The organism is Exiguobacterium sp. s39, from assembly GCF_018618925.1.
GTDB lineage: Bacteria > Bacillota > Bacilli > Exiguobacteriales > Exiguobacteriaceae > Exiguobacterium_A > Exiguobacterium_A abrahamii.
In genome coordinates this window covers 50,403-74,465 of sequence record NZ_JACSNA010000004.1, presented here as the reverse complement: position 1 = coordinate 74,465, position 24,063 = coordinate 50,403, and the positions used below count along the sequence as shown (strand labels likewise).

General features: G+C 45.6%; 22 protein-coding genes. 10 read left to right on the top strand and 12 right to left on the bottom strand.

What is annotated here, in order from left to right:
- Window positions 1-66 precede the first annotated feature (66 nt).
- A complete protein-coding gene (locus tag KNQ11_RS14830; protein ID WP_214772480.1) occupies window positions 67-693 on the bottom strand; it encodes a nitroreductase family protein in 627 nt (208 codons plus the stop codon).
- Between the two features lie 185 nt (window positions 694-878).
- Between KNQ11_RS14830 and yhfH the strand changes: the two genes are divergently transcribed.
- The 4 genes from yhfH to KNQ11_RS14810 all read left to right on the top strand — a co-directional run bounded on the left by yhfH (window position 879) and on the right by KNQ11_RS14810 (window position 3,723).
- Entirely contained in the window at window positions 879-1,025 is a 147-nt protein-coding gene (gene yhfH / locus KNQ11_RS14825) for a protein YhfH (RefSeq protein ID WP_064505459.1), read from the top strand.
- 411 nt (window positions 1,026-1,436) lie between these two features.
- A complete protein-coding gene (locus tag KNQ11_RS14820) occupies window positions 1,437-2,063 on the top strand; it encodes a polysaccharide deacetylase family protein (protein ID WP_353049820.1) in 627 nt (208 codons plus the stop codon).
- A gap of 15 nt (window positions 2,064-2,078) precedes the next feature.
- Window positions 2,079-2,720: a YkyA family protein gene (locus tag KNQ11_RS14815; protein WP_214772476.1), complete on the top strand. Its 642-nt coding sequence runs from the start codon at window positions 2,079-2,081 to the stop codon at window positions 2,718-2,720.
- A 100-nt stretch (window positions 2,721-2,820) separates the two neighbouring features.
- A complete protein-coding gene (locus KNQ11_RS14810) occupies window positions 2,821-3,723 on the top strand; it encodes an EamA family transporter (protein WP_214772474.1) in 903 nt (300 codons plus the stop codon).
- 21 nt (window positions 3,724-3,744) lie between these two features.
- On the opposite strand, the gene nagE is transcribed toward KNQ11_RS14810, so the two are convergent.
- The 3 genes from nagE to KNQ11_RS14795 form a co-directional block, all read right to left on the bottom strand.
- Window positions 3,745-5,253, bottom strand: coding sequence for an N-acetylglucosamine-specific PTS transporter subunit IIBC (gene nagE / locus KNQ11_RS14805; RefSeq protein WP_023467140.1), 1,509 nt, complete (start codon window positions 5,251-5,253; stop codon window positions 3,745-3,747).
- Window positions 5,254-5,470: 217 nt separating this feature from the next.
- The gene (locus tag KNQ11_RS14800) at window positions 5,471-5,668 is read right to left on the bottom strand and encodes a CsbD family protein (protein WP_149426819.1); all 198 of its coding nucleotides are present in this window, start codon (window positions 5,666-5,668) and stop codon (window positions 5,471-5,473) included.
- A gap of 151 nt (window positions 5,669-5,819) precedes the next feature.
- Window positions 5,820-7,022, bottom strand: coding sequence for an ornithine--oxo-acid transaminase (locus tag KNQ11_RS14795; RefSeq protein ID WP_029340787.1), 1,203 nt, complete (start codon window positions 7,020-7,022; stop codon window positions 5,820-5,822).
- 186 nt (window positions 7,023-7,208) lie between these two features.
- Between KNQ11_RS14795 and KNQ11_RS14790 the strand changes: the two genes are divergently transcribed.
- Window positions 7,209-9,236, top strand: a complete 2,028-nt coding sequence (locus KNQ11_RS14790) for a sensor domain-containing protein (protein WP_149426818.1) — start codon at window positions 7,209-7,211, stop codon at window positions 9,234-9,236.
- A 57-nt stretch (window positions 9,237-9,293) separates the two neighbouring features.
- Here the strand turns inward: KNQ11_RS14790 and KNQ11_RS14785 are convergent, their stop codons facing one another.
- Window positions 9,294-10,691 (bottom strand): basic amino acid/polyamine antiporter, encoded by a 1,398-nt coding sequence (locus KNQ11_RS14785; RefSeq protein WP_208796388.1) that lies wholly within the window; start codon window positions 10,689-10,691, stop codon window positions 9,294-9,296.
- Between the two features lie 110 nt (window positions 10,692-10,801).
- On the opposite strand from KNQ11_RS14785, the gene KNQ11_RS14780 reads away from it, so the two are divergent.
- On the top strand, window positions 10,802-11,485 hold the full coding sequence (locus KNQ11_RS14780; protein ID WP_149426816.1) for an MgtC/SapB family protein: 684 nt from the start codon (window positions 10,802-10,804) through the stop codon (window positions 11,483-11,485).
- Between the two features lie 109 nt (window positions 11,486-11,594).
- Window positions 11,595-13,229, top strand: a complete 1,635-nt coding sequence (locus KNQ11_RS14775; protein ID WP_029340783.1) for a peptide ABC transporter substrate-binding protein — start codon at window positions 11,595-11,597, stop codon at window positions 13,227-13,229.
- A gap of 116 nt (window positions 13,230-13,345) precedes the next feature.
- Here KNQ11_RS14775 and KNQ11_RS14770 read toward each other — a convergent pair whose 3' ends face one another.
- A complete protein-coding gene (locus KNQ11_RS14770; protein ID WP_023467133.1) occupies window positions 13,346-13,603 on the bottom strand; it encodes a hypothetical protein in 258 nt (85 codons plus the stop codon).
- Between the two features lie 262 nt (window positions 13,604-13,865).
- Window positions 13,866-15,599 carry an adenine deaminase gene (gene ade, locus KNQ11_RS14765; protein ID WP_214772472.1) on the bottom strand — a complete coding sequence of 578 codons (1,734 nt, stop codon included), beginning with the start codon at window positions 15,597-15,599 and terminating at the stop codon, window positions 13,866-13,868.
- Between the two features lie 124 nt (window positions 15,600-15,723).
- On the opposite strand from ade, the gene KNQ11_RS14760 reads away from it, so the two are divergent.
- Window positions 15,724-16,263: a gamma carbonic anhydrase family protein gene (locus tag KNQ11_RS14760; RefSeq protein ID WP_050678069.1), complete on the top strand. Its 540-nt coding sequence runs from the start codon at window positions 15,724-15,726 to the stop codon at window positions 16,261-16,263.
- A 111-nt stretch (window positions 16,264-16,374) separates the two neighbouring features.
- On the top strand, window positions 16,375-16,560 hold the full coding sequence (locus tag KNQ11_RS14755) for a hypothetical protein (protein ID WP_050678068.1): 186 nt from the start codon (window positions 16,375-16,377) through the stop codon (window positions 16,558-16,560).
- A gap of 145 nt (window positions 16,561-16,705) precedes the next feature.
- On the opposite strand, the gene KNQ11_RS14750 is transcribed toward KNQ11_RS14755, so the two are convergent.
- Window positions 16,706-18,289: an ABC transporter permease/substrate-binding protein gene (locus KNQ11_RS14750; RefSeq protein WP_029340779.1), complete on the bottom strand. Its 1,584-nt coding sequence runs from the start codon at window positions 18,287-18,289 to the stop codon at window positions 16,706-16,708.
- A complete protein-coding gene (locus KNQ11_RS14745; protein WP_029340778.1) occupies window positions 18,286-19,413 on the bottom strand; it encodes an ABC transporter ATP-binding protein in 1,128 nt (375 codons plus the stop codon). The genes KNQ11_RS14750 and KNQ11_RS14745 overlap by 4 nt, the downstream gene beginning before the upstream one ends.
- Window positions 19,414-19,605: 192 nt before the next feature.
- Between KNQ11_RS14745 and KNQ11_RS14740 the strand changes: the two genes are divergently transcribed.
- Window positions 19,606-20,601 carry a LysM peptidoglycan-binding domain-containing protein gene (locus tag KNQ11_RS14740; RefSeq protein WP_214772470.1) on the top strand — a complete coding sequence of 332 codons (996 nt, stop codon included), beginning with the start codon at window positions 19,606-19,608 and terminating at the stop codon, window positions 20,599-20,601.
- Window positions 20,602-20,726: 125 nt separating this feature from the next.
- On the opposite strand, the gene lysA is transcribed toward KNQ11_RS14740, so the two are convergent.
- Genes lysA through KNQ11_RS14725 form a run of 3 tightly spaced genes read right to left on the bottom strand, consistent with a single transcriptional unit; the run spans window position 20,727 to window position 24,044 of the window.
- A complete protein-coding gene (gene lysA, locus KNQ11_RS14735) occupies window positions 20,727-22,043 on the bottom strand; it encodes a diaminopimelate decarboxylase (protein ID WP_149426811.1) in 1,317 nt (438 codons plus the stop codon).
- 13 nt (window positions 22,044-22,056) lie between these two features.
- The gene (alr, locus tag KNQ11_RS14730) at window positions 22,057-23,115 is read right to left on the bottom strand and encodes an alanine racemase (RefSeq protein ID WP_214772468.1); all 1,059 of its coding nucleotides are present in this window, start codon (window positions 23,113-23,115) and stop codon (window positions 22,057-22,059) included.
- Window positions 23,112-24,044, bottom strand: coding sequence for a branched-chain amino acid transaminase (locus KNQ11_RS14725; protein WP_029340775.1), 933 nt, complete (start codon window positions 24,042-24,044; stop codon window positions 23,112-23,114). The genes alr and KNQ11_RS14725 overlap by 4 nt, the downstream gene beginning before the upstream one ends.
- Window positions 24,045-24,063: the final 19 nt, after the last annotated feature.

Here is a 24,063-nt window from a genome sequence, read left to right as displayed (position 1 = left end):
TTCCGAAAAAAAAATAAAAAAATTTAAAATGGGGGAATCAACCCCGCTTCCCCCATTTTGAATGACTTACAGGAAGGTTGATACTCGATCAATCGGTAAACGTAGTGCCGGACGTTTTTTCGCATCTTCAACCGCTTTTCCGACAGCAATTAGCATGACCGGTACATACCGTGACTCGGTGATGAACGTTTCCGCAAAACGTTGATGATCAAATCCACCCATTGCGAGTGTTGATAATCCACGCGCTTCTGCCGCAAGCATCAATTGCATCGCAGCAAGGCTCGCATTCGACATAGCCGCGTCGCGTCCATACGCCTCACTTTGATAAGCGCCTTCTACCTGTGCCTTGATCGAATCAAACAGATCCTCTGTCATGCCACCTGCTTCCACTGCTGGCCCGTACACCGGATTGTAGTTTCGATTAGCTTGAACATCACCTAAGATCGCAATGACTGCTGAAGCCGAAGTGATAGCCGGCTGATTGTATGCGATCGGTGCAAGCTGCTGCTTCGCTTCTTCCGAATGAAAGACCGTGAAATGCCAGTGTTGCAAATTCCAAGCACTCGGCGCGGCTGTCGTCCATTCTAATAGTTCTTCTACTTCCTGTTTTGAAAGCTTGAACGTTTCGTCGTAATGACGAACGGAACGTCTTTCTGTTAAGACACGTATTGTATCAAGTGTTGCCTGTGTCATGTGTAAATCCCCCTTATCATTATCAGATTACTTAGATATCGTAGCATGTCTCTTTTTCATTGTCCTCTATCAGTACTTCAAATGAATTAACTGTTATAAAACAATAGTTGACATTCAATTTCTGTACTAATACAATAAAATCAAGAAAAAAGATCATTGCGTTTACTTTGAAGGAGGAAAAACACATGGAACAACCCCTTTACCAAGAAGCATCTGCTGCATTCTATCGTGAGCTTCCCGTCAAGACGTGTGCCCATTGCGGAAAAGAGATGGATGAACAATGTGAATCCTATCAAACGGAATGCGATGAGTGTGCTGTAACAGAACACTAATAACACATGAAACAATCACTTACTTAGTGGTTGTTTTTTTATTTCTTTTAAACTCTTTCTAAATAAATCGATATTTTTTAGAAAAATCGATTTTCCGTCATCTTTTTGTCATCTGTTTGTTACAAAAGAAACAGTCAGAATGTTACATTATCTGTATATGATATTTTTTGACAAAAGGAGCGACAGACAACGATGGATCCATTTACCTCAAGCCACGCTAGCGAACTCGGTCCACGACCGCGTACAAAAAAAAGAAAGTTTTTCCCTCGATTTTTCTTACTTCTCACACTTGTTTTTCTCGGAGTTGGGGGATATGTCGCTTATCGATACGTTTTTACTCCTGAACAGCAATCCATTACGACAGGTAAATCCATTACTGAAGTACCTGTCGTCAATATGGAAAAAGCACGCGTGGAAAAATGGAATGGTGTGACGAAAAAAGTCGCTTATTTAACATTCGAGGATGGTCCATCCGCATTAACACCGGACTTACTTCGAACATTGGATCAACTTCAGACTCGTGCCACTTTCTTTTATCTCGGATCACAAGTAGATGCTTTTCCGCAAGAAGTCAAAGCTGCTGCTAAAGCTGGACACTATATCGGATTACACGGGGAAACACACGATTACGATACATTGTACGAAAAAGGAAAGTATGTCTCAGAGATGCAAAGTGTTCAGAAGAAAATCCATGAGTTGACGAAGCTAACACCACATTTGACACGACCACCTTATGGCTCTGATCCCGGCATCACGAAAAAAATGGCATCTGCCATTCATTCAGCAGACTTCCGTGTGTGGGACTGGTCAATCGATTCAATGGACTGGTATTACAAAGATAGTGCAAAAGAAGTAGCGAATACGGTCATTCGGCGAGCAGAGCGTCCGTTTGAAATCATACTCTTACATGAACAACCACAAGCCATCAAGGCACTTCCAGCCATTGTTACCGGACTTCAGAAAAAAGGCTATCAATTCGCGATTTATGATGAAGATTTCCATATTCCGTACAACTTCGCGCAACACTCGAATTTATAAGGAGTTACTATCCAGATGAAAAAAACATTCGTAGCAGTACTGTTCCTGTCGAGCTTTGGACTCGCTGCCTGTTCCAACGATTCACCAGCCTCTCTTCATGAACAGCTAGAGCAACAAGTGAAAGGTGAAGAGAAGGCATTCACGCTAGCTGATCAACGTGCTCGTAAGGATGAAATTTCAGTTAATACGTACCAAGCCGTTCTTGATGCAGGTGCTGAAGAAATCAAACGCTCTCAAAATGAACGAGAGGAATTAGAAGCCTTAAATGACGAACGGCTTGTTTTATTGAAACAAGAAGAAACGTTACGTAAGGAAACGTACGCTGCACTCGATCTTGAAGAATTGAAGGATGCTGTCAACCAACTTGATGGTAAAGCAAAAACAGAAGGAACTGCCTTAGTGACAATCATCAAGGAACGCCAGCAGACATTTCAAACGTTCTCGAAAACGTATCGACAAGCGATGGACGCTGAAAAGAAAGTGCTTTCACGCTTGACGAAAAAACCGGATTTCGTTAAGATTGATGAGTCAACAGCGGATTTAAATCGTTTAACACGGAAAGCTACCGCGTCATTAAAGAAGTGGAATGCGCTGACCGTTCAGTATAATCAAACGAAAACCCAGCTGTATCGTTTGCTCGACACATCAACTCAATAAATCACACAGGTTGCAACCAAACCCTGTCCAAAAAACCTGGACAAGGCCCTGTTGCAACCTTTTTTGTGTGGTTTTTATTAAAAATGGAGGGAATTTATTCATGCATCGTTCAAAAGCAACCTTATTCGTTCTGATTGGCGCTATCAGTTATGGTGTCCTCTCAACGATCGTCAAACTCGCTTATGCCGCTGGATTTAACTCAGCAGCCGTTTCAGGTAGTCAATTTTTCTTCGGCTGGCTCATGATTTTCGGACTTGCCTTATTTACGAAAAATCTTCGTCTCGATCTCAAGACAGCTGGTCTGCTCATGCTGATCGGTATCTCAAGTGGTACAACCGGTTATCTGTACTATCAAAGTCTTCAGACTGTATCCGCATCCGTTGCGATCATTCTCTTATTCCAATTTACTTGGATCGGTGTCGTCATCGATGCGCTCGCATTCAGACGTTTACCTACTCGCGCGCATTTCCTGTCCGCGATTCTACTGATTGGCGGAGCCATTCTTGCGAGTGCCGCTTACTCGAGTCCACTCGATTTACGTGGAACATTATTCGGTCTTGGAGCAGCTGTCAGCTTCTCAATTTTCTTACTCGCTAGTGGACGCATCGCCAATCATTTACCCGTCATCAAGAAAAGTTTTTATATGATGACAGGTGGTCTTGCTTTCGTCATGACCATGTATCCACCGACGACATTCTTGTCCTCTGCGAACTTCGAAAATGGACTTCTGTTATACGCGATTCCGCTCGGTCTGTTCGCGTTGATTTTACCACCACTCTTATTTGCTGCTGGCGCCCCTCATCTTTCCCCAGCAAGCGTTTCTTTACTTGGAGCGGCTGAACTACCGACAGCAGTCATCTGTTCTGTCTTAATTTTAGGAGAACATCTGATGAGTTCCCAATGGATCGGGATCGTCATCATCTTGATCGGAATCTTTTATCCAATCTATCGCTCAAGCAAAACAGCAGCTGTTGCGAACGTACAGCAAAACGACCTTTCCTGAGCTCAGGAAAGGTCGTTTTCTTTACTTCTGTCGTTTCATCGCATCCGCAACGAACTCGACGTCCGTGCCGATGATGATTTGCACGCTAGTCGCCCCCATCTTCATGACACCTTTTGCTCCAGCCGCTTTAATCGCTGCTTCGTCAATGATGCTTGGATCTTTGACTTGAAGACGTAAACGTGTCGCACAGTTGTCAATCGACGTGACATTTTCTGTTCCTTTTAGTCCCGCAAAGATGCGTGCTGCTTGTTGCTCATATTTATCGTCTGAATCTGTCAAAACGACTCCCGTGTCTGTGACGAGCGATTCATCTTCACGACCTGGTGTCTTCAGATCAAATTTCGTGATCATGAAGTAGAACAGGAAGTAATAGACGACCGCGAACGCGAGACCAACCGGGATGAGAAGTAATGGTTTTGTGGCAATCCCGAAGTTTAAGGCGTAATCAATGAAACCAGCCGAGAAGGAGAAGCCATGTAAAATACCGAGTAAGTTAACGATTGCCATCGATAGACCAGTTAAAACCGCATGAATGACATATAAAACAGGTGATAAGAACATGAACGAGAACTCGATTGGTTCCGTGATCCCTGTCAAGAAGGACGTCAGTCCAAGACCAATCATCGCTCCAGCAACTGCTTTTCGATTTTCTTTACGCGCAGCCATAACGATCGCAAAAGCTGCAGCCGGTAAGGCGAACATCATGATTGGGAAGAAGCCTGCTTGATAAATCCCAGCTGTCGGATCTCCAGCGAAGAAGCGCGCGATGTCACCGTTCGCGACCGTACCATCTGCTTTTTCATATGAACCGAAGACGAACCAGAAAATATTATTTAAGACGTGGTGTAAGCCGACAGGAATCAAGAGACGGTTAAAGAATCCAAACAGAGCAGCGCCTCCTGCACCAAGACCAACCATCCATTCACCAGCACCGTTGATGCCTTGCTCGATGAACGGCCAGACATAACCAAAGATGAAAGCAAGTACGAGCATGACCGCTGATGTAATGATTGGAACGAAACGACGACCACCAAAGAATGCTAACCAATCCGGTAACTTAATGTTATAGAACCGATTGTATAGAAGTCCTGCGACGATACCCGCGATGATTCCACCGAATACCGCCATATTAACGGTCGAACCGAGTGTCGCCTGATTCGCGATCGAACCAAGTGTCGCTCCGTCGACCTTAGTCGAGGAATCATTGACGATCGCAGCGATCGCATCATACTTCGCCTGAATCTGTGCGCTGGAATAATCCTTGTTCATCGAGTCGACGCCATTTTTTAAGACAAGATACCCGATGGCCCCAGCAAGACCCGCTGCTCCACTCGCATCGATCGATAGACCAATCGCGACACCAATGGCAAAAATCAATGGCAGGTTATCAAAAATAGCCCCTCCTGCTGCTACCATCAACGGAATATCAAGCATATCCGCCGAACCTAACCGGAGCACGATTCCCGCAGCCGGTAGTACTGCGATTGGTAGCATCAAGGCTTTACCAATTCGTTGTAGAAACTGCAACATACCTTTCACCCTTTCCTGAATAAAACGATAATGACAGAACAATGTAAACGCTTTTACGTTTTTTATTATTCCACATAAACAACTAAATGACTAGACCTTTATACAAATTATTTCTCATCTTTTTAGGTGATATAAAATTTCATTATAGCAGACACTAAAAACCGGACTAGAGTGATTACTCAGTCCGGATTTATTTATTTATTTAGTTAAGACAGTATTAGCGACGATTCGTATCTTCGAAATTTTGTTGGACGTTACCGACGGTTTTCTTCGCCTCACCTTTTACTTGATCTTTTTTACCTTCGCGTTCTGTTGATTTATCACCTGTTGCTTTCCCGAGCGCTTCTTTCGCTTTACCTGCTACTTTATCGACGAGACCATCTGCTTTTTTATTGAGACCACTGTTGTTTGACATAACCATTACCCCCGTTTAAAAGTTTTTTTTGCGATAGTTGTCTGTTCCCTTGTCACTGATTTTCAAACGTTTCCTGAAGAAAAACCAACACTCATCCAAACAAAAACAACAGTGAACATCTCGTCCACTGTTGTTCGATGAATCTATTCATTTACTGGGCGACGGAAACACCTAACACTTGTTCAATCCGTTCGAACGCCCAATCCAATTCTTCTTTTGTAATGACGAGCGGTGGTGCAAAGCGAATGACTGTCTCATGTGTTTCTTTACAGAGCAAGCCTTTTTCTTTCAACGCTTCGCAATATGGTCGCGCTGCTTCTGTCAACTCAACACCAATGAATAATCCACGACCACGTACTTCTTTGATCATCGGGTTGTTGATTTGTTTTAGTTTCTCCATGAAGTACGTACCGAGTTCGAGTGAACGTTCCGGTAACTTTTCGTCTTCTAATACTTCAAGTGAAGCAATCGAGACGGCACACGCAAGTGGATTACCACCAAATGTCGAGCCGTGTGAACCTGGATTAAAGACAGAAAGGACATCTTTATTCGCGGCAACACACGAGATTGGGAATACACCACCACCCAGTGCTTTACCAAGAATGTACATGTCTGGTGTTACCTCGTCCCAATCAGAAGCAAACCATTTACCGGAACGACCGAGTCCAGACTGAATCTCATCCGATACGAGCAACACATTCTGCGCACGACAAACTTCTTGTGCGTCCTTCAAGAAACCATCATAAGGAATTAAGATGCCCGCTTCGCCTTGAATCGGTTCCAAGATGAATGCCGCTGTATTTTCAGTGATCGCCTGTTTTAATGCCTCAAGATCGCCATATGGAATCGTCTTGATTCCAGGAAGAAGCGGTCCAAATCCCCGTTGGTATTCTGCTTCCGTTGACATCGAGACGGCTGTCATCGTCCGACCATGGAAGTTTCCTTCACAAACGATGATTTCAGCATCACCTGGAATTTGTTTGACTTCATATGCCCAGCGTCGTGCTGCTTTTACTGCTGTCTCGACAGCTTCCGCACCTGTATTCATTGGTAACACCATGTCTTTACCCGTCAATTGTGCTACTTTTTCATAGAAAAAGCCAAGTTGATCATTGTGGAAAGCACGTGACGTCAATGTAATCTTGTCTGCCTGACGTTTTAAGGCGTCGATGATCTTTGGATGACGATGTCCTTGGTTAACGGCTGAATAGGCACTTAGCATATCCATATAGCGACGTCCTTCAGGATCCGTAACGAAGACACCCTCAGCCTCTGAGATGACGATTGGGAGTGGATGGTAGTTATGTGCTCCGAACTGTTCTGTCTGTTGAATGATTTTCTCTGTTTGATTCATCGAAATTCCCCCTCATAACTCTTTAGAAAACGCTTTCAATGTTATTATAGCAGATTCTTTCACAGAATCTTCATCTAAAAAGTATCCGAGCGAAAGGATTCTAATGCGTAAGAATTGAATATATTGGGAAAAGACAAGAGAAGTGAACCGTCATCTCTTTTCAATATAAAGGAGCGTGCGCACGTAATGGACCGTTCGACCATTGATTCCTATGAAGTCGTCATTCAAGAATTCCCTTTACCCGCTTTCATATTGAATACTGACTTGACCATCCGCTCTTGGAATGAGCTAGCCGCACAGCAATGGGGCTGGACACAACAAGAAGTCGTGGGTCAGACTGTTCCACTTCTTGAACGGGAAGACATGGCATTCAGCCAGCAGATTTGGCATGCCTTCTTGGAGCGCCGTCAATCCGTCCAATTACCGAATGCCTCCTTATTGCATAAGACGGGCACTTCTGTAACGTCAACTCTCCTTTTGTCTCCTTTACTTGATGATACAGGAACTGTCATTGCCGCTTTTGCTTGCTGTATCCCTTCAGCTGAGCAACAAACGAATATGAAACCACTCTTCCAAGGATTGATGGATTTGCGTCATGCCTTCGATCAGATTGCTTCTGTCGCCGTCTTCGACGCACGAGGAACGATCACGTACGTGAATGATCAACTCATCGATGTGACAGGATATTGCTCTGAGATGCTTCTCAACCAGCCTTGGTCACTCATCCTAGATCCATCCAGTCCCGTCGTTTCGGGGATTCGTGCACAACTTCGTGAACGAAAAGCATGGTCTGGTCGCCTTAGCCTCACTTCGCAAACGGGCGAACGAAAACATCTCCAAGCGACGCTCATTCCGATCTATGATGCGAACGGCGTTCGCTTCCAACATTTGTTCATCGGGAACGACATCACGGAAACAACAGCACTTGAAGAAGAACTCGATTTTTTAGTACATCATCATGAGATGACGCATTTATTAAATAAACGAGGATTTTTACGCGAAGGCGAAGCATTATTCCGTTCTGCCGCGTCGCATGATCCGATTGCGCTCATCTTGTTCGATATCGATCGTTTCAAAGTCATCAACGATTCGTTTGGAACACATGTCGGCGATCAACTACTTCAAGCGATGGCAACACGCCTTTTGCAACATACGACAGGTGTACTCGCCTTTCATCCGACGAGTGATCTATTTGGTGTCTTGTTACCTGCACCGTCGAGCAATCTGCTTTTCCAATATGCTCGAAAACTACAACAAGCACTGCAGCGTCCTTATTATATCAACGGTCATTCATTGATCGTTTCTTGTACGTTCGGGATCACGGTCTATCCGTCCGAAGCCAAAACATTGGAAGATTTATATCGCCGGTCGGAAACAGCTCTATACGCAGGAAAATCGATTGGTACTGGAACGATCCAGTATTTAACGCACGAGATGGACACACAATTCACACGGAAAATCCAACTCGAGCGCTCCCTTTTCACAGCACTCGAAGATCAATCCCTTTATCTTGCTTATCAACCAATCATTGAACTTCAGACACAAGCCGTCAAAGGCTTCGAAGCGTTATTACGCTGGAATCACACGGCACTCGGGAGCATTCCACCAGATGAGTTCATCCCACTCGCTGAAGAAGCTTCACTGATCACACCTATCAACAACTGGGTCATCATCGAAGCATGTGAACAGCTCGCAAAATGGCAACAGACGATTGACCCTGAACTGACGATCGCAATCAATATCTCACCGCATCAGTTCCAAAGCGACTCCTTTATTCGAACGCTGCAACATATCGTAACGGAGCGACTCGTTTCACCATCTTCCGTTACGCTGGAGATGACAGAGAATATTGCAATCTTACAGACACAACGAACGGTCGAACGCATGCACCTCATCAAGTCGCTCGGCTTCCGTTTATCAATCGATGATTTCGGTACTGGTTATTCTTCTTTACAGTATCTCAGTGCTTTTCCAATCGACGAATTAAAAATCGATAAAGTATTCATTGATGGTCTGGCGACAAATGATCATGCTTTGCTCGATTCCATCATTCAACTCGGTCGCAATCTAGAGTTGAATCTTGTCGCTGAAGGTGTTGAGACAGAACACGCGTTAGATTATCTAAAAACGACATCATGTCAGCATATGCAAGGATTTATTTTCTCTGAACCTCTATCTGTACAGGATGTCGAAAAGAGATTCTTAACACCTTAATCAAAAAAGAAGTCACGGTGGATAACAATCACCGTGACTTCTTTTGCATAGAGTTTCTTACAATTGAATTTCTCCTACAACCATTCCGTAAACAGCTACTCCTGCTAAGACAACGAGAATCATACTGGCAATCCACTCATAACGTGACATGCCCGTCCGTTGCTGTTCTCGCTCTGCTAACGCATATGCGAGAATCCCTGGCGCATAGACTAATGCCGCGATGACGATGTACCAGATACCCGACGCATAGACGAGCCAAATTGAATACGCTGATGCGATGACAGAGAAAAGTAACATTTTCTGATTGCGCTCTTCTCGCGATGTCCGAATGCTATACAACGCTGACAATAAATATGGCAATAACGCACAAATCCCAGCGATACTCGACAGGACAAGATAGGTTTGTGCTGAGAAGAGTGCGATTCCAGCGACGACCTGTGTCGCGATTTGTGTAATCAACAGCGCACCGACTGGAGCACCTTTCCGGTTCGTTTTTGCGAATGCTTTCGGAAATGCGCCGTCTTTTGCAACGAGATACGAAATCTCCGATGCGAGAATCGTCCATCCGAGAAGTGCGCCGGATAGTGAGATAATCAAACCAATCATGATGATCGTCGCACCGACCGGTCCGATCGCTGCCTCTAATACATACGCCATCGTCGGTTCTTTTAATCCAGCTAGTTGTTCTTGACTGAGCACTCCGAGTGATAAAACGGAAATTAAGATATAGATGACAAGAACGCCAACAAGTCCTGTTACTGTCGCCTTCCCGACATCACTTCGGTTTTTGGCACGGCTTGATAAGACGACAGCACCTTCGATACCGACGAAAGCCCATAGTGTGACGAGCATCGTTCCTTTTACTTGATCAAAAATCGAACCGAGTTCTGTTCCCTCTCCCCAGATATCCAAATTAAACGTTTTGATATTAAAAGCAATTCCTACTAGAAGAATGAAAATCAAGATTGGAACGAGCTTTGCGATCGTCGTAATCAAATTGACCAGCGTCGCTTCCTTGATTCCGCTCGAGACGAGCCAGAACAATCCCCAGATGACGACTATACTCATCAAAAGAAGGAATATTCGATTTTCTGCTGCGAAAATCGGGAAGAAATAACTAATCGCATTGAACACGAGCGTGATATTCGCAACTGTTCCGATCCACGCCGATACCCAGTATCCCCAAGCGCTGTTAAAACCGACGAAACGTCCGAACCCTTCACGCGCGTAGGCATAGATACCGCCTTCAAGCTCTGGTTTACTATTGGCGAGATGTTGGAATACTAGCGCGAGCATGATCATGCCAATCCCCGTTATACTCCACCCGATGAGGATAGGCCCTGCACTTGCACTTTGGGCCATTGCACCAGGAAGGTTAAAAGCTCCTCCACCGACCATGGAACCGATGACCATTGCAGCGAGCGCAAAGAATCCGATTTTTTGTTGATTCATGATGAGACACTTCCTTTTTCGTATATCTATTACATCTTACGTATATTCATTCGAAAGACACAAAAGTCATTATAACAAATCACCTTTTAAAGTAAAGAAAGGATTTGAGACAAATGAACTGGATTCATGTATTTCAGCTCGAAGACCTTCTAAAACTCCTGTTAGCCGCTACGCTTGGAATTTTCATCGGATTCGAGCGTGAAATCAAAAATAAACCGGTTGGTATACGCACTAGCCTCGTAATTACCCTGATCAGTTGCTTGTTAACCATCGTTTCCATCAAATCGGTCTTACTCTACCATGACATGGCGACGAATGTTCAGATGGATCCGATGCGTCTCGTCGCCCAAATCATTACCGGAATCGGTTTTATCGGCGCTGGTGTCATCTTACGTCGACCGCATGATATCGTCAGCGGATTAACGACTGCCGCTATTATTTGGAGTGCAAGCGGGATTGGAATCGCTGTCGGTGCAGGTTTCATCTGGGAGTCGATTTTTCTCGTTCTCTTTCTCTTCCTCTTACTGGAAGGTTTAACTCGGATGATGGGACGTATCAACAATAGTCGGTTCGAAGCAAATGTCCTCGTTGCGCATCTCTTACTTCCTTCCGGACTTGATCCGACGGACATCGTTCTTGCTCTTGAGCGTAAAGGTGTCCGTATTACGAATATGCGTTTACGTGGTAATCCCGTTCGATTGACGTTACGAATGTATTCCCCGCATAAGCTGACCTTATTCCTACTTTATGACTATTTGAAATCGCTTGGAATTGAGGATATAGACCTTGATCAGTGAGAATTATCTGAAAATTTATGTTGCATTTTTAATCACTTTCACTTAAATTAACAATATGTTCACATTTTTCTGAAATATTTAACACTAACTCTCGGGGGGTCATCGTTCCATGAATAAACCATCGAAAATCGCTTTTGCTGGACTTTCCAGCATCGCGCTTCTTGCTGTCGCTGCATGCGGGCAAGGAAATGACGAAAACACAAGCGGATCAGATTCGAAAAACAAAAAAAAGGAAGTCACACTCGTTTCGACGACGGATGTACCTCAGCTAGATCCGACGAAAACGACGGACTCGACTTCCATCATCGTCACGAACAACGTCTTTGAAGGGCTATATCGTCTTGATGGAGATAACAAACCAACACCTGGAATCGCGGAAAGCGTCGAAGTGTCGGAAGATAAAAAAACATACACATTCAAACTGCGTAAAGATGCGAAGTGGTCAGATGGATCAGCCGTCACAGCAGATGATTTCATCTATGCTTGGAAACGCGCACTTGATCCGAAGACAGCAGCAGAATACGCGTACATTTTACAAGATTTAAAGAACGCCAACAAAATCATGGCTGGCGACGCTGAACTTGATGAGCTCGGTGTCAAGAAAGTCGACGATCAAACACTTGAAGTCCAACTTGAAGCTCCAGCACCTTATTTCCTTGGTTTGACAAGTTTCCCAACTTACTTACCATTAAAACAATCATTCGTCGAAGATAAAGGCGATAAGTTCGCGACAAGTGTTGATACAATGGTCTTCAACGGACCTTTCGTCCTCGATAAGTGGCAAGCAAATGCTGGCTGGACATACAAGAAAAATCCAGATTACTGGGATAAAGCGAATGTCAAGATGGATAAAATCGATGTCAAGGTCGTCAAAGAAATCTCAACTGGCGTCAACCTGTTCGAAGCGAAAGAAGTCGACTTCGCACCAATTACGTCTGAGTTCGTTTCGCAGTATGAAAAATCAGATGATTACAAGACACGTCCAGATGCTCGGATCAACTTCCTTCGCTTTAACCAAAAGAATAAAGCTTTGAAAAATAAGAACATCCGAAAAGCGCTCGCGCTTGGTTTTGAAAAGCAAGGGATTACAGATGTCATCCTAAACGATGGATCAAAACCAGCAAACTTCATCGTCGCGAAAGACTTCACGTTTACACCAGATGGGGAAGACTTCCGCGCGAAATATCCAGATCTTCAAAGCTACGATGCTGACGCCGCGAAAAAAGCTTGGGATGCTGGCTTGAAGGAACTTGGTGTGAAAACAGTTGAACTCAGCATGCTCTCACGAGATGAAGATGCCTTTAAGAAGGTTTCTGAGTACTTAAAAGGAGATCTTGAGAAGCACCTGCCTGGTTTGACGATCAAAATCAAACAACAACCATTCAAAAACTTCCTCGAACTCGAATCGAAGGGAGATTACGATATCTCTGCGGCTGGTTGGGGACCTGACTACCAGGATCCAATGACGTTCCTCGATATGTGGTTAACGGATGGAAGCTTCAACCGGATGGAATACTCGAACAAAAAGTTCGATGATCTCATTAAAGGAGCAAAACAACAAGCAGATGAAGCGAAACGTTGGTCGGACATGCAAGAAGCTGAAAAAATGCTGTTGACAGAAGACTACGCCATCGCACCAATCTACCAAAAAGGGGAAGCTTACTTACAACGGACAAACATTGATAAATTGTACCGTCACCCATTCGGTGCCGATATGAGCTTTAAATGGATGGAAGTAAAATAACCCTTTAAAACATTGATGAACAAGTAGCGGACCTCGTTCCCTACTTGTTTTTTTATTTCCAGACGACATTCTCAAAAAACAACAAAGACCCCTTCTGACGGAGCCATCGGGGGTCTTTACTGTGCAATTTGTTTGTAAAAAGCAATCTCTTCATCCTGTCCTTCCTCAACTGCTCGGAAGAATTCAGCGAAGTATGCATAAAGAACGGTGCGTTCCTCATATGTCGGTCGAGCTTGACGAATGACGGAGAATGCAAGATTTCGCAACTGACGTTTCGTTCGTCGATGTGTCGGTAGGGCATGAAATTGACGCGTGAATGAACGGTAGACATCCGCAATCAAGGCTTCATGTCCTTCAAAATAGGTCTTATCCATAATGATGATCTCCTTTCTAACCTTGTTGTCCTACTGTTTTCTACGACCCTTCTAGATAAAAGTTTCATAGAAAGTGAGATTTCTCACAAACGATATAGAACTTACTATAACAAGCTTTCCAAAATGATTCAACATCCAAACTATTAAGTTTCATTAAGGAATTTTAGCTGTTTTGTAAAGTGGCTTTTTTTGATTTTATCGTAACTCGATTGATAGAAAAACGGTCTGAGTCCCGGAATGAGACTCAGACTCGCGACGGACATCAGTCTGCTTGTACTGAAATATGCTGAAAGTGTTTTACGTCGAATAATCCACTGTCGGTCAGCTTCAACTCCGGAATGACCGGTAAGCAAAGGAATGACATCGTCAAATAGGGATTAAAGGAGCGATCCGCCTCTAACACATCGAGGGCATCATTCAATGCTTCGAGTGTATCTCCAACTTCTTGGAAGGGACGATTCGTCATCAGTCCAGCGATTTCAAGCGGTAACTCAGCAAGTACCTCTTGCCCATTGACAGCAATGACTCCTCCACCCGCTTGGACGAGACGTTCCGCAGCCAGTTGCATTTCCTCATCCGACGCGCCAACGATGACGAGGTTGTGCGAATCATGGGCAACAGTCGCCGCAATCGCTCCGCGTTTCATCTTGAAACCTTTGACAATCCCGACTGCCGAGAAGGATGTGCCGTGATGCCGTTCAATGACAGCGATCTTTAAGAGATCCTGCTCCGGCACAGGCATGAAATGCCCGTCTTGAAGTGGAACGTCGAGAATCAAGTGCTCGGTGACGATGCTTTTTGGAATGACTCCGATCACATGCGCCCGTGCTGATTCAAGTGGCAGCGCAAATACTTCCGGCGTAATCGGTTTTGTATTCAATGCACCTCGTAACGATTCTGGAACATGCGCGCGCCGTACTGTTCGGGTCGTTTTTCCTGCTCGTGCGACACACTCACCTTGAATATAAACCTCGTCAATCACGACGTTATCGGCATCGGATAACAGGACGAAGTCCGCCCGGCGTCCCGGCACGATAGCTCCACGATCGTCCAGACGATAGGCATTCGTCGCATGCAACGATGCCATCGCATATGCTGTCTCGCGTTTAATCCCATGACGAATCGCATAGCGGATATTATAGTCGATCGTACCTTCGCGTAATGTATCGTCCAAATGTTTATCATCCGTACAGAAGAGGAAACGGCTCGCATTGCTTTCCGTCACAGCATCGAGTACTTCTTTTAAGTTTCGAGCTGCCGAACCTTCCCGTACTTCGACATACAGACCACGACGTGCTCGGGCGATCGCATCTTCCTTACTGACAGATTCATGATCCGTTCGAATTCCGGCGACACCATAAATGTTAATTTCGCGTGGTCCGAGTCCCGCCGCATGACCATCGACCAGTTTTCCTGCGTCTTCGATCTGTTTAATTTTTTTGAGCATATCGTGATCGGCTCGTTCGACCGCTGGATAATCCATGACTTCTCCCAAACCATGGACACCAGGATGATCGACGAACGGTGCAAGTGCCGCCGCATCAAGAGATGCTCCCGCGTGTTCAAACGAAGTGGCCGGTACGCAGCTCGGTAGCATCATGCGGACATCAAGGGCGAGACCTTCAGCATCGTCTAGCATGAAGGATAATCCTTCCGCTCCTTTGACATTCGCGATCTCATGCGGATCGGCGATGATCGTCGTGACACCTAATGGTAGAATCGCTTGCTCATACTCACTCGGTGGCACCATCGATGATTCAATATGGACGTGGGCATCGACGAAACTTGGTGCGATGAAAAGTCCTTCTCCCGGACGATTCTCGATTCCCTCATACCCCTCTCCGACAGCAGCAATATAGCCTGAATCAATCACTACATCTGCTGTATATGTCTCACGTGTCATGACATCAATGACTGAAATATTCTGATAGACGACGGCTGCTTTCTCTTTTTTTGCAGCAATCGCGATCAATCGTTCACGCACTGTTTGTTCCATCCTGTCTCCTCCTGTTGTAAGCGTATTTTTACCATCTTACAATTAGTTTGGAAGCTGTTGCAATTTATTTTTTGTAACGTCAAGATGAAAGAGTATCGATTTAATGTCTGAGGGGGAAAAACGCATGAAATATCGTGTCGGTTCACTTGTTCCAAACATCGATCCATCCGTTTATTTAGCAGACGGATCTAAAGTCATCGGAGAGGTCACGATCGGAAAAGACTCATCTGTCTGGTTCAATACGGTCATACGCGGAGATGAAGGTCCGATTCACATCGGGGAACGCGTCAACATCCAAGATGGTTCGATGATTCATCAGTATGAAGGATATCCGACCATCATTGAAGATGAAGTGACGATTGGTCATATGGCGATGATTCACGGCGGAATCATTCGAAAAGGAGCGTTAATCGGAATGTCGGCGACGATCCTCGATGAAGCCGAAATCGGAGAAGGAGCATTCGTTGCTGCGGGGAGCCTTGTTCCGCCAAAAATGAAGGTACCTGCCGGCGCGATGGTCATGGGTGTTCCTGCAAAAATCGTCCGGGATATCAGTGACCATGATCGATTCATCATGGAACGAACAGTCCGAAAATACGTGAAACGAGGTCAGCAGTATGCTGACAGTTGTGAAGCTATTACAGAGGATATGACAAGTTTGTGAGAACGTTTACAAAGTTCACAGGTTCTTAATACCTCCCCTCTTCCGTCTTTACAATTCTTTCGTACACTAGAGGTGTAAGAGATGAATCAAGACACAGAGAGGGGATTTTACATGATTCCAGTATACGAAGAACGCATCATGTCTGATTTGTTTTCATCTACGAATAACCCAAGTTACGGTTTGCCGACGTTACCCGAATCAGAAACAGATTGGTTGACAGTCGAGATTCAAGCACGTATCGTTAAAGATGCCGAGCACCGCCTTGGAACATTAAACCGAGAGGAAGAACGTGTATGATTCAGCAACGCACTGTTCGCGCTTGGCTCGCTAGTCGCATCAAAAAATAATTTAATCACTTGATTACGTATTTTCCAAAACGATATAGCGCGTCAGCGCGCATACCAAAAGAGCCGAAGCGGATTCCCGCCTCGGCTCTATCTGTTTATTTTGAAATTAATCCTTCTTCGATCAAGAAATCACGCGCGACTTTTTCAGGACGCTGTTTCTCGACATCTGCTTTGTAATTCAATTCTTGCATCTTCTCATCCGTAATCTTATCTTTTAACGTGTTGAGGACTTTCTTCAGCTCCGGATGTTCTTCAAGTGTTTCTTGACGAACAAGCGGTACCGCATAGTATGGTGGGAAGAACTTTTTATCGTCTTCTAGCACTGTTAAATCGAATTTTTGTAACAAACCATCTGTTGAGAAGCTATCGATGACGTTCGTTCGACCATTCGTCAATGCTGTATAACGGAGTCCTCCATCGACTGGTTGTACATCTTGGAATTTCATGTCCGGATACTTTTTCTTCAGACCAAGATAACCATCTTCCCGGTTCGCGAATTCGATTGTTGATCCGAGAATCAAACGATCACTGACTTTTGACATGTCTGATACCGTCTTCAAGTCATATTTTTCGATATCTTCTTTCGTCATGGCGAGGGCGTACGTATTGTTGAAACCGATTGGGTCCAGGACGTCGACCTGACTTTTCTCAGGAATCATCTTCCCGACTTTTGCATAGACTGTTTCTGGATCCGTCTCGACGTCTTGCTTGAGCACGTCGATCAACAAAGTACCTGTGTACTCGACATACGCGTCGATTTCCCCTTTTTCAAGCGCCCCGTAAGCGACTTTCGTCCCCCCGAGGTTCAATTGACGTTCGACTTCTAAATCCGTTTTATCTTCGATTAAATCCGCTAACATATTTCCAAGAATCAATTGTTCCGTAAAGTTCTTCGATCCGATGACGATCTTATCTTCCTTGAGGAAAGAGTAAGCGACCGTTCCACCGATTAATAAGAAGACGATACTTGCAATCGCGATCTTACGTCCAGCTGGCATCGCCTTACGACGCTTCCGTGCCTTATTCTTGATCCGACCATCTGCAAGTGGAATCCCATTTGGCGCCACGGAGTATTCAATCCGACTGACGACGAAGTCGATGACGAGTGCTAAAATACCGGCTGGAATTGCTCCGGCAAGAATCTGGTTATTATCAACTGTTTGAATACCTGAGAAGACAAGGTAACCAAGACCACCGGCACCGATGAATGCTGAGATTGTCATTAAACCAACAGCTGTAACGGCTGAAATTCGAATCCCTGCCATCATGATCGGCAAGGCAAGTGGAATCTGAACCTTACTGAGGATTTGCCGATCCGTTAAACCAATTCCTTTGGCTGCTTCGAGCGTGTCCCCTGGAATGCTCGACAGACCCGTGTACGTATTTTTAACGATTGGCAAGAGTGAATAGAGCACGACCATGATGATCGCTGGTGTCGATCCGATACCAATGAACGGAATCAAGAAACCAAGTAAGGCAAGACTCGGAACGGCTTGCACGACACTCGTCAGCGCAAGGACAGGTTTCGCGAACTTTTGGTAACGGGTGATCAGAATTCCGATCGGAATCCCGAGAACGACCGCGATGACGACGGCAAAGACCGTCAGCTGTAAGTGCTCTAGCAATAAATCACCGATCTGATCGGTATTATTTTTTACATAATCAAAGAATCCGTTCATTGGACTTCCTCCTCATGAATGAATTGCTCACTCAAGACGGAAAGTAAGCTACTACGTGTAATCAACCCTCTGAGTTTTCCTGTTGCATCCGTTACTGGTAGATAACCAGTCTCTTCCTGATTCATGACTTCAAGAACATCGAGTAATGAATCGTGTTCATTGACGGCGATGATTTCGCCCTCCATCACTTCTTCGATCCGTTGGCTCTTATCCGGAATCGTCTGGATGTTCTTCAACTTAATCAGCCCTTGTAAGACGCGGTCACGATCGGTGATCAACAGGCTGTCGACTTTGCGTCCACGCATGATTTCAATTCCCTGCAACAACGTCCGTTTGCCACTGATTGAAACTGGGTCCTCGATCATGATATCTTCTGCCTTGATGAATTCTGGACTACTCCAGATTTTATTTTTTCCGATGAACGATTCGACATATTCATCTTTTGGATGACGCAAGATTTCTTCTGGAGTATCGAACTGGACGATTTCCCCATCACGCATGATACATATCCGATCCGCTAACTTGATCGCTTCATCCATATCATGGGTGACGAAAACGATCGTCTTTTTCACTTCTTCCTGCAAGTTAAAAAGTTCTTCCTGTAGATCGTTACGGGTAACGGGATCGAGTGCACTGAACGGCTCATCCATCAAAATGACATCAGGATCATTCATTAAAGCTCGTGCGAAACCAACACGCTGTTGCTGCCCACCACTGAGTTCGCTTGGATAACGATCGATGAATTGCTTTGGATCAAGCCCGACCATCGTCAACAGTTGTTCTGTCCGTTGATCCATCTCATCGTGGTTCTTCCCCTCAAGCCCAGCAATCAATTGAATGTTTTCCCGGACCGTCATGTGAGGGAACAAGCCGGTTTGCTGAATGACATATCCCATATGACGTCTTAATTCGATCGTATCCGTCTTCATGATGTCCTTCCCGTTGACCAAAATCGTGCCTGAAGAAGGTTCGATCAGTCGATTGATCATCTTAAGTGACGTCGTTTTCCCACAGCCACTTGGTCCGATGAAAACAACGAGTTCACCCTTTTGAATCTCGAGCGATAAGCCTTTCAAGACGACATTGTCCTTAAACTGCTTACCGACGTTTTTGAATTCGATCATTCCTTCTCACTCCTTTTTACTATTTCCATATATTATGGTTTCCCAAAAAGATTACGGTTTAAACAAATTTTCTGTAATTTAGTTTTATTTCTTTGCAAAACGGGAATTTCTTAGTTCTTTTTTTAAAATAAAGGGAATACCTTAATAAAGAGTACTTGTAAAGCATGTTTTTGATGAAGGAGGTACTAGACGATGAACATCAAGAAACCTACCATCATGATGATCGGATTACTTCTCCTTAGTCCACTTTCGATTCCTTCACAGGTTAATGCGGCGAGCTCTACGTTTGTGACGAAAGGAACGACGACACAAAAAGTCGTCGCATTGACGTTTGATGACGGTTCAGATGGGACGAACATTGCAAAAATCTTAAGTATCTTGAAAAGTAACCAAGTGAAAGCGACTTTCTTTTTGACAGGCAGTGGTGCAAACAATCATCCTCAATCGATCAAGAACATCACAACCGCCTCTCCTACACACCAAATCGGCAATCACTCGTATTCGCATCCGGATTTTACGACCTTAACAGCAAGCCAGATGACGAGTGAATTATCCCGAACAGAATCTCTCATCCGGTCCTTGACCGGAAAAACGACGAAACCAATTTTCCGAGCGCCGTTCGGTGCAAGTAATAGTAACGTATTGAGTGCCGTTGGGGCGGCAGGTTATACGAAAACGATTCAATGGAATATCGATACGACGGATTGGAAAGGCATCTCTTCAACAGCCATCTTGGATCGTGTATTACCAAAAGTCGTTCCCGGATCGATTATTCTGATGCATACCGGTGCTGGTGCGAAAGGAACACCGACCGCCTTGCCGACGATGATTTCAAAACTAAAAGCAAAAGGCTATTCGTTCGTCACGATTTCAGAACTGTTACGGTCACCGACTTCAACCGGTACGACGTATACCGTCAAAGCTGGCGATACACTCTATTCCATCGCCCGCAAATACAACGTCTCGGTCTCTGCCCTCGCGAGTGCGAATAACATCACGAACTGGAATCTGTTGAACGTCGGTCAAGTCTTGAAAATTCCAACAACGACTTATACGGTTAAAGCCGGTGATACACTTTACTCGATTGCGACACGATATGGTGTCACCGTCACAGCATTGATGCAGGCAAACAACATTACGAATCCGAACCTCTTGCTCGTTGGACAAGTCTTAAAAATTCCAAACTGAATCTGCTGATCACAACAAAAAAAAACGATCCCTCTCTATTCAAGAGAAGAATCGCTTTAGATCGTATGCATGAAACCGGCGCGATAGCGTCGGTTTTTTTGTCCTTTCGTTTGACCCCGCACCTCTTACGACTCTGATCGGACACCGTTGATCCCAAGATCACACTGAATCAAATCCGCATACGTTTGTCGACGGACGACTTCACGGGATTCCCCGTCCCGAACGAAAACGAGTGCCGGACGTAAGAACTGGTTATAGTTGCTTGCCATCGAAAAGTTATATGCTCCTGTCCCAAAGACAGCAAGTGTATCGCCACCGTTCGGTGTGACCAACTGTGCTTTTTCAGCGACGAGATCCCCTGATTCACAAGCTGCTCCAACGACCGTCACTTCGGTCGTCTCACCACTCATCCGGTTTGCGATGACCGTTTCATACACGGCACCGTAAAGTGCTGGGCGAATGTTATCTGTCATTCCGCCATCGACCGAAAGATATGTTCGGACGCCTTCAATTTCTTTGATGGCCCCGACCGTATACAGTGTCGTTCCTGCATTCGCAACGACCCAGCGCCCTGGCTCGATCCCGATTCGCGGACGTTCGATGCCGAGTCGCTCCGTTTCCGTCTCGATGACATCCATGACGCGTGCAATCGTCGCTTCAAAATCAAGCGGCTGATCGTCCTGTGTATAGGCAATACCGAAGCCACCGCCAACATTGACTTCGCTGACTGTGAAGCCATGGTGCGCACGAATCGTTTCGACAAAGCCCATCATCGTCCGAGCTGTCTGTTCGAACAGTGACGGATCTTGGATTTGCGAACCAACATGACAATGGATGCCAAGTAACGACAGATGTTCCGATGCTAAAATTGCCTCGATCGCGTCCAAGTAATCTGACGCATGTGTTGAGAAACCGAATTTCGTATCGACGCCACCTGTCTGGATTTTCGCATGCGCTCCCCCGATGACTTGTGGCACGATCCGGATCAGGACATGGACCGTTTGACCAGCTTGCGCTGCGATGGCTTCCAGTTGTGCAATTTCGGCAAAGTGATCGATGACGATCCGTCCGACACCTTGCTCAACGGCATATTGAAGATCAGCCGTCGATTTATTCGAACCATGGAAATAGATCCGTTCTGCCGGAACCCCGGATTGACGGGCGATGAAGAGTTCCCCGCCTGTGACGACATCGATTCCAAGACCATGACGAACGACTTGTTCATATACGGCACTGACAGTCAGAGCTTTAGAAGCAAAGGAAGCATACGTGTTCGGATACTTATCAAGGAAGTGTTCCCGGACGGTCGCTAATCGATCCGTCAGCTCCCGCTCTGCCATCACGTACAATGGTGTTCCGTACTGTGCTGCAAGATCGGTCGCTGCGACACCATCGATGTGCAACGTGTTGTTTTCTTCTGTCAGGTATTGACTTCCATACATAATAAGTTCCTCCTTATAGATACTGATGCGTCAAACGCCACGACCGGGCGCACATCTGCTCTGAATTGTTCGCTGCTCCTGTCCGGGTGATATCGTCAATTTCAACGCCATCCCCGTATAGCACGACCTCGTCTCCGACCTCAATCGTCCCATCGACAGCGACGAACGTATGACTCATGAATAATTTATTGATGACCGGATAAGGTTTTTCTTTAATATGAACAGGCAACGCGGCACGCCCACGGACTACACCGTCTCCATATCCGACGGGTAAGATAGCAATCCGCATCGGTTCTGTACTCGTAAAGTTCGTCCCGTATCCCACATGCTCACCCGGTCCAATTTCGCGAATTTCAACGACCTCCGTCGTCATCCGTAGCGAAGGAACGAGCCAGTCCATCTTTTCAATCGGTGAATAGCCGAATAAGAAGATGCCAGGGCGGACATAGTTACAAAATGCGAGACGCGGATCGTGTTTGACGATCGTCGCACTGTTTTCCGAGTGCATATACGTAAACGTATGGCGCTTTCGTAACACATCGGCAATGGCGACGAAACGTTCGACTTGTCCATCGTGATCCGCATCCGGTTCATCGGCAAGTGGAAAGTGTGTATATAAACCTGTTAAATCAAGCGAATCTGCTTGCGCAAGCGCAAGGACAGCTTCCGCCTCTTGAAGCGAACTGACACCAAAACGATTCATCCCGACGTTGATCTTCAAATGTAACTCGATTCCCTGCAGCTGTTTACTGTTTAGGGCGAGCCATTCTAGCGATGAGACACCGAGTGCGATTCCGAAACGTCGTGCTGTTTCAAAATCCTCCGTCGGATTCATCACCAGTACATAACTGTCTGGAAAATTCGTTTTGATTTCAATGGCTTCATACAACTCAGCGACAGCAAAGTGATGCACATCAGACGCCGTCAGCGTTTCGACCATCTCGAGCATGCCTAAGTTGTACGCATTGTTCTTGACCACGGCAAAAATACGTTTACGTGATCGAGCGAAGACCGATGCGACGTTCTGTCGCACCGCCTTCCGATCGATCGTGACGAGTGTACGCGTCGTCATTCTGCGACAGCTGGTGTCACGTACGTCAACCAATCCGCGTATTGCGGCAATTGACCTGTGACGGCTTGACGGTAAAGACCGAGCAACTCATCTGCGACGTTCCGTGTTCCGCCGTTGATTGAGATGTGATCGATTTCACCGACACTCGTGATTTCAGCAGCTGTTCCTGTTAAGAAGATCTCATCTGCGACATACAACTCATCGCGTCCGATGTGACGTTCAACAACAGGATAGCCTTGATCTTGTGCCAAACGGATGATAACTTGGCGTGTGATACCGTCGAGTACTGAACAATCAAGTGACGGTGTATGAATCGTTCCGTTTTTAAGAAGGAAGAGGTTCGCAACACTCGCTTCACTAACGTTTCCGTTCATGTCGAGCGCGATTGCTTCGTCAAATCCATCACGAATCGCTTCACCTTTTAAGAGTTGTGAGTTCATATAGTTCGCAGCCGCTTTCGCTTGCATCGGCATCATCGTTGATGAGACACGGCGGTATGACGCGACTTTGGCACGGATGCCAGCGCCTTTATCGAAGTATTCCCCAAGCTCCCAGCAAGAGATCCCGACATGAACCGTCGTATCTTTCGCCATCAATGCTTGCCATGGCGTACCGAGGAACACGAATGGACGGATATAACAAGATTCGAATCCGTTTTTCGCAACTAGATCAATCGTCGCCTGGACGAGTTCATCAACCGTATACGGAATCGTGACGTGGTAATACGCACAACTGCGGAAGAGACGTTCGATATGTTCCTTCAATTGGAAAATCGCCGGTCCGTCCGGTGTCGCGTAAGCACGAATTCCTTCAAAGAATCCACTACCATAGTGAATCGCATGTGACATGACGCTCGTGTTCGCATCTTTCGGATCATGAAAGACTCCATCTAACCAAATTGCTTCTCCATACTGTGTATCCACTGCCATGTGTTTTCCTCCTCTTCGA

Coding starts and splice junctions, on each gene's coding strand:
- KNQ11_RS14780 (WP_149426816.1), top strand. CDS start 10,802: ATGAACTGGATTCATGTATTTCAGCTCGAAGACCTTCTAAAACTCCTG.
- KNQ11_RS14740 (WP_214772470.1), top strand. CDS start 19,606: ATGAACATCAAGAAACCTACCATCATGATGATCGGATTACTTCTCCTT.
- KNQ11_RS14810 (WP_214772474.1), top strand. CDS start 2,821: ATGCATCGTTCAAAAGCAACCTTATTCGTTCTGATTGGCGCTATCAGT.
- KNQ11_RS14725 (WP_029340775.1), bottom strand. CDS start 24,044: ATGGCAGTGGATACACAGTATGGAGAAGCAATTTGGTTAGATGGAGTC.
- lysA (WP_149426811.1), bottom strand. CDS start 22,043: ATGTATGGAAGTCAATACCTGACAGAAGAAAACAACACGTTGCACATC.
- KNQ11_RS14790 (WP_149426818.1), top strand. CDS start 7,209: ATGGACCGTTCGACCATTGATTCCTATGAAGTCGTCATTCAAGAATTC.
- KNQ11_RS14775 (WP_029340783.1), top strand. CDS start 11,595: ATGAATAAACCATCGAAAATCGCTTTTGCTGGACTTTCCAGCATCGCG.
- yhfH (WP_064505459.1), top strand. CDS start 879: ATGGAACAACCCCTTTACCAAGAAGCATCTGCTGCATTCTATCGTGAG.
- KNQ11_RS14755 (WP_050678068.1), top strand. CDS start 16,375: ATGATTCCAGTATACGAAGAACGCATCATGTCTGATTTGTTTTCATCT.
- nagE (WP_023467140.1), bottom strand. CDS start 5,253: ATGTTGCAGTTTCTACAACGAATTGGTAAAGCCTTGATGCTACCAATC.
- alr (WP_214772468.1), bottom strand. CDS start 23,115: ATGACGACGCGTACACTCGTCACGATCGATCGGAAGGCGGTGCGACAG.
- ade (WP_214772472.1), bottom strand. CDS start 15,599: ATGGAACAAACAGTGCGTGAACGATTGATCGCGATTGCTGCAAAAAAA.
- KNQ11_RS14795 (WP_029340787.1), bottom strand. CDS start 7,022: ATGAATCAAACAGAGAAAATCATTCAACAGACAGAACAGTTCGGAGCA.
- KNQ11_RS14750 (WP_029340779.1), bottom strand. CDS start 18,289: ATGAACGGATTCTTTGATTATGTAAAAAATAATACCGATCAGATCGGT.
- KNQ11_RS14760 (WP_050678069.1), top strand. CDS start 15,724: ATGAAATATCGTGTCGGTTCACTTGTTCCAAACATCGATCCATCCGTT.
- KNQ11_RS14815 (WP_214772476.1), top strand. CDS start 2,079: ATGAAAAAAACATTCGTAGCAGTACTGTTCCTGTCGAGCTTTGGACTC.
- KNQ11_RS14830 (WP_214772480.1), bottom strand. CDS start 693: ATGACACAGGCAACACTTGATACAATACGTGTCTTAACAGAAAGACGT.
- KNQ11_RS14800 (WP_149426819.1), bottom strand. CDS start 5,668: ATGTCAAACAACAGTGGTCTCAATAAAAAAGCAGATGGTCTCGTCGAT.
- KNQ11_RS14745 (WP_029340778.1), bottom strand. CDS start 19,413: ATGATCGAATTCAAAAACGTCGGTAAGCAGTTTAAGGACAATGTCGTC.
- KNQ11_RS14770 (WP_023467133.1), bottom strand. CDS start 13,603: ATGGATAAGACCTATTTTGAAGGACATGAAGCCTTGATTGCGGATGTC.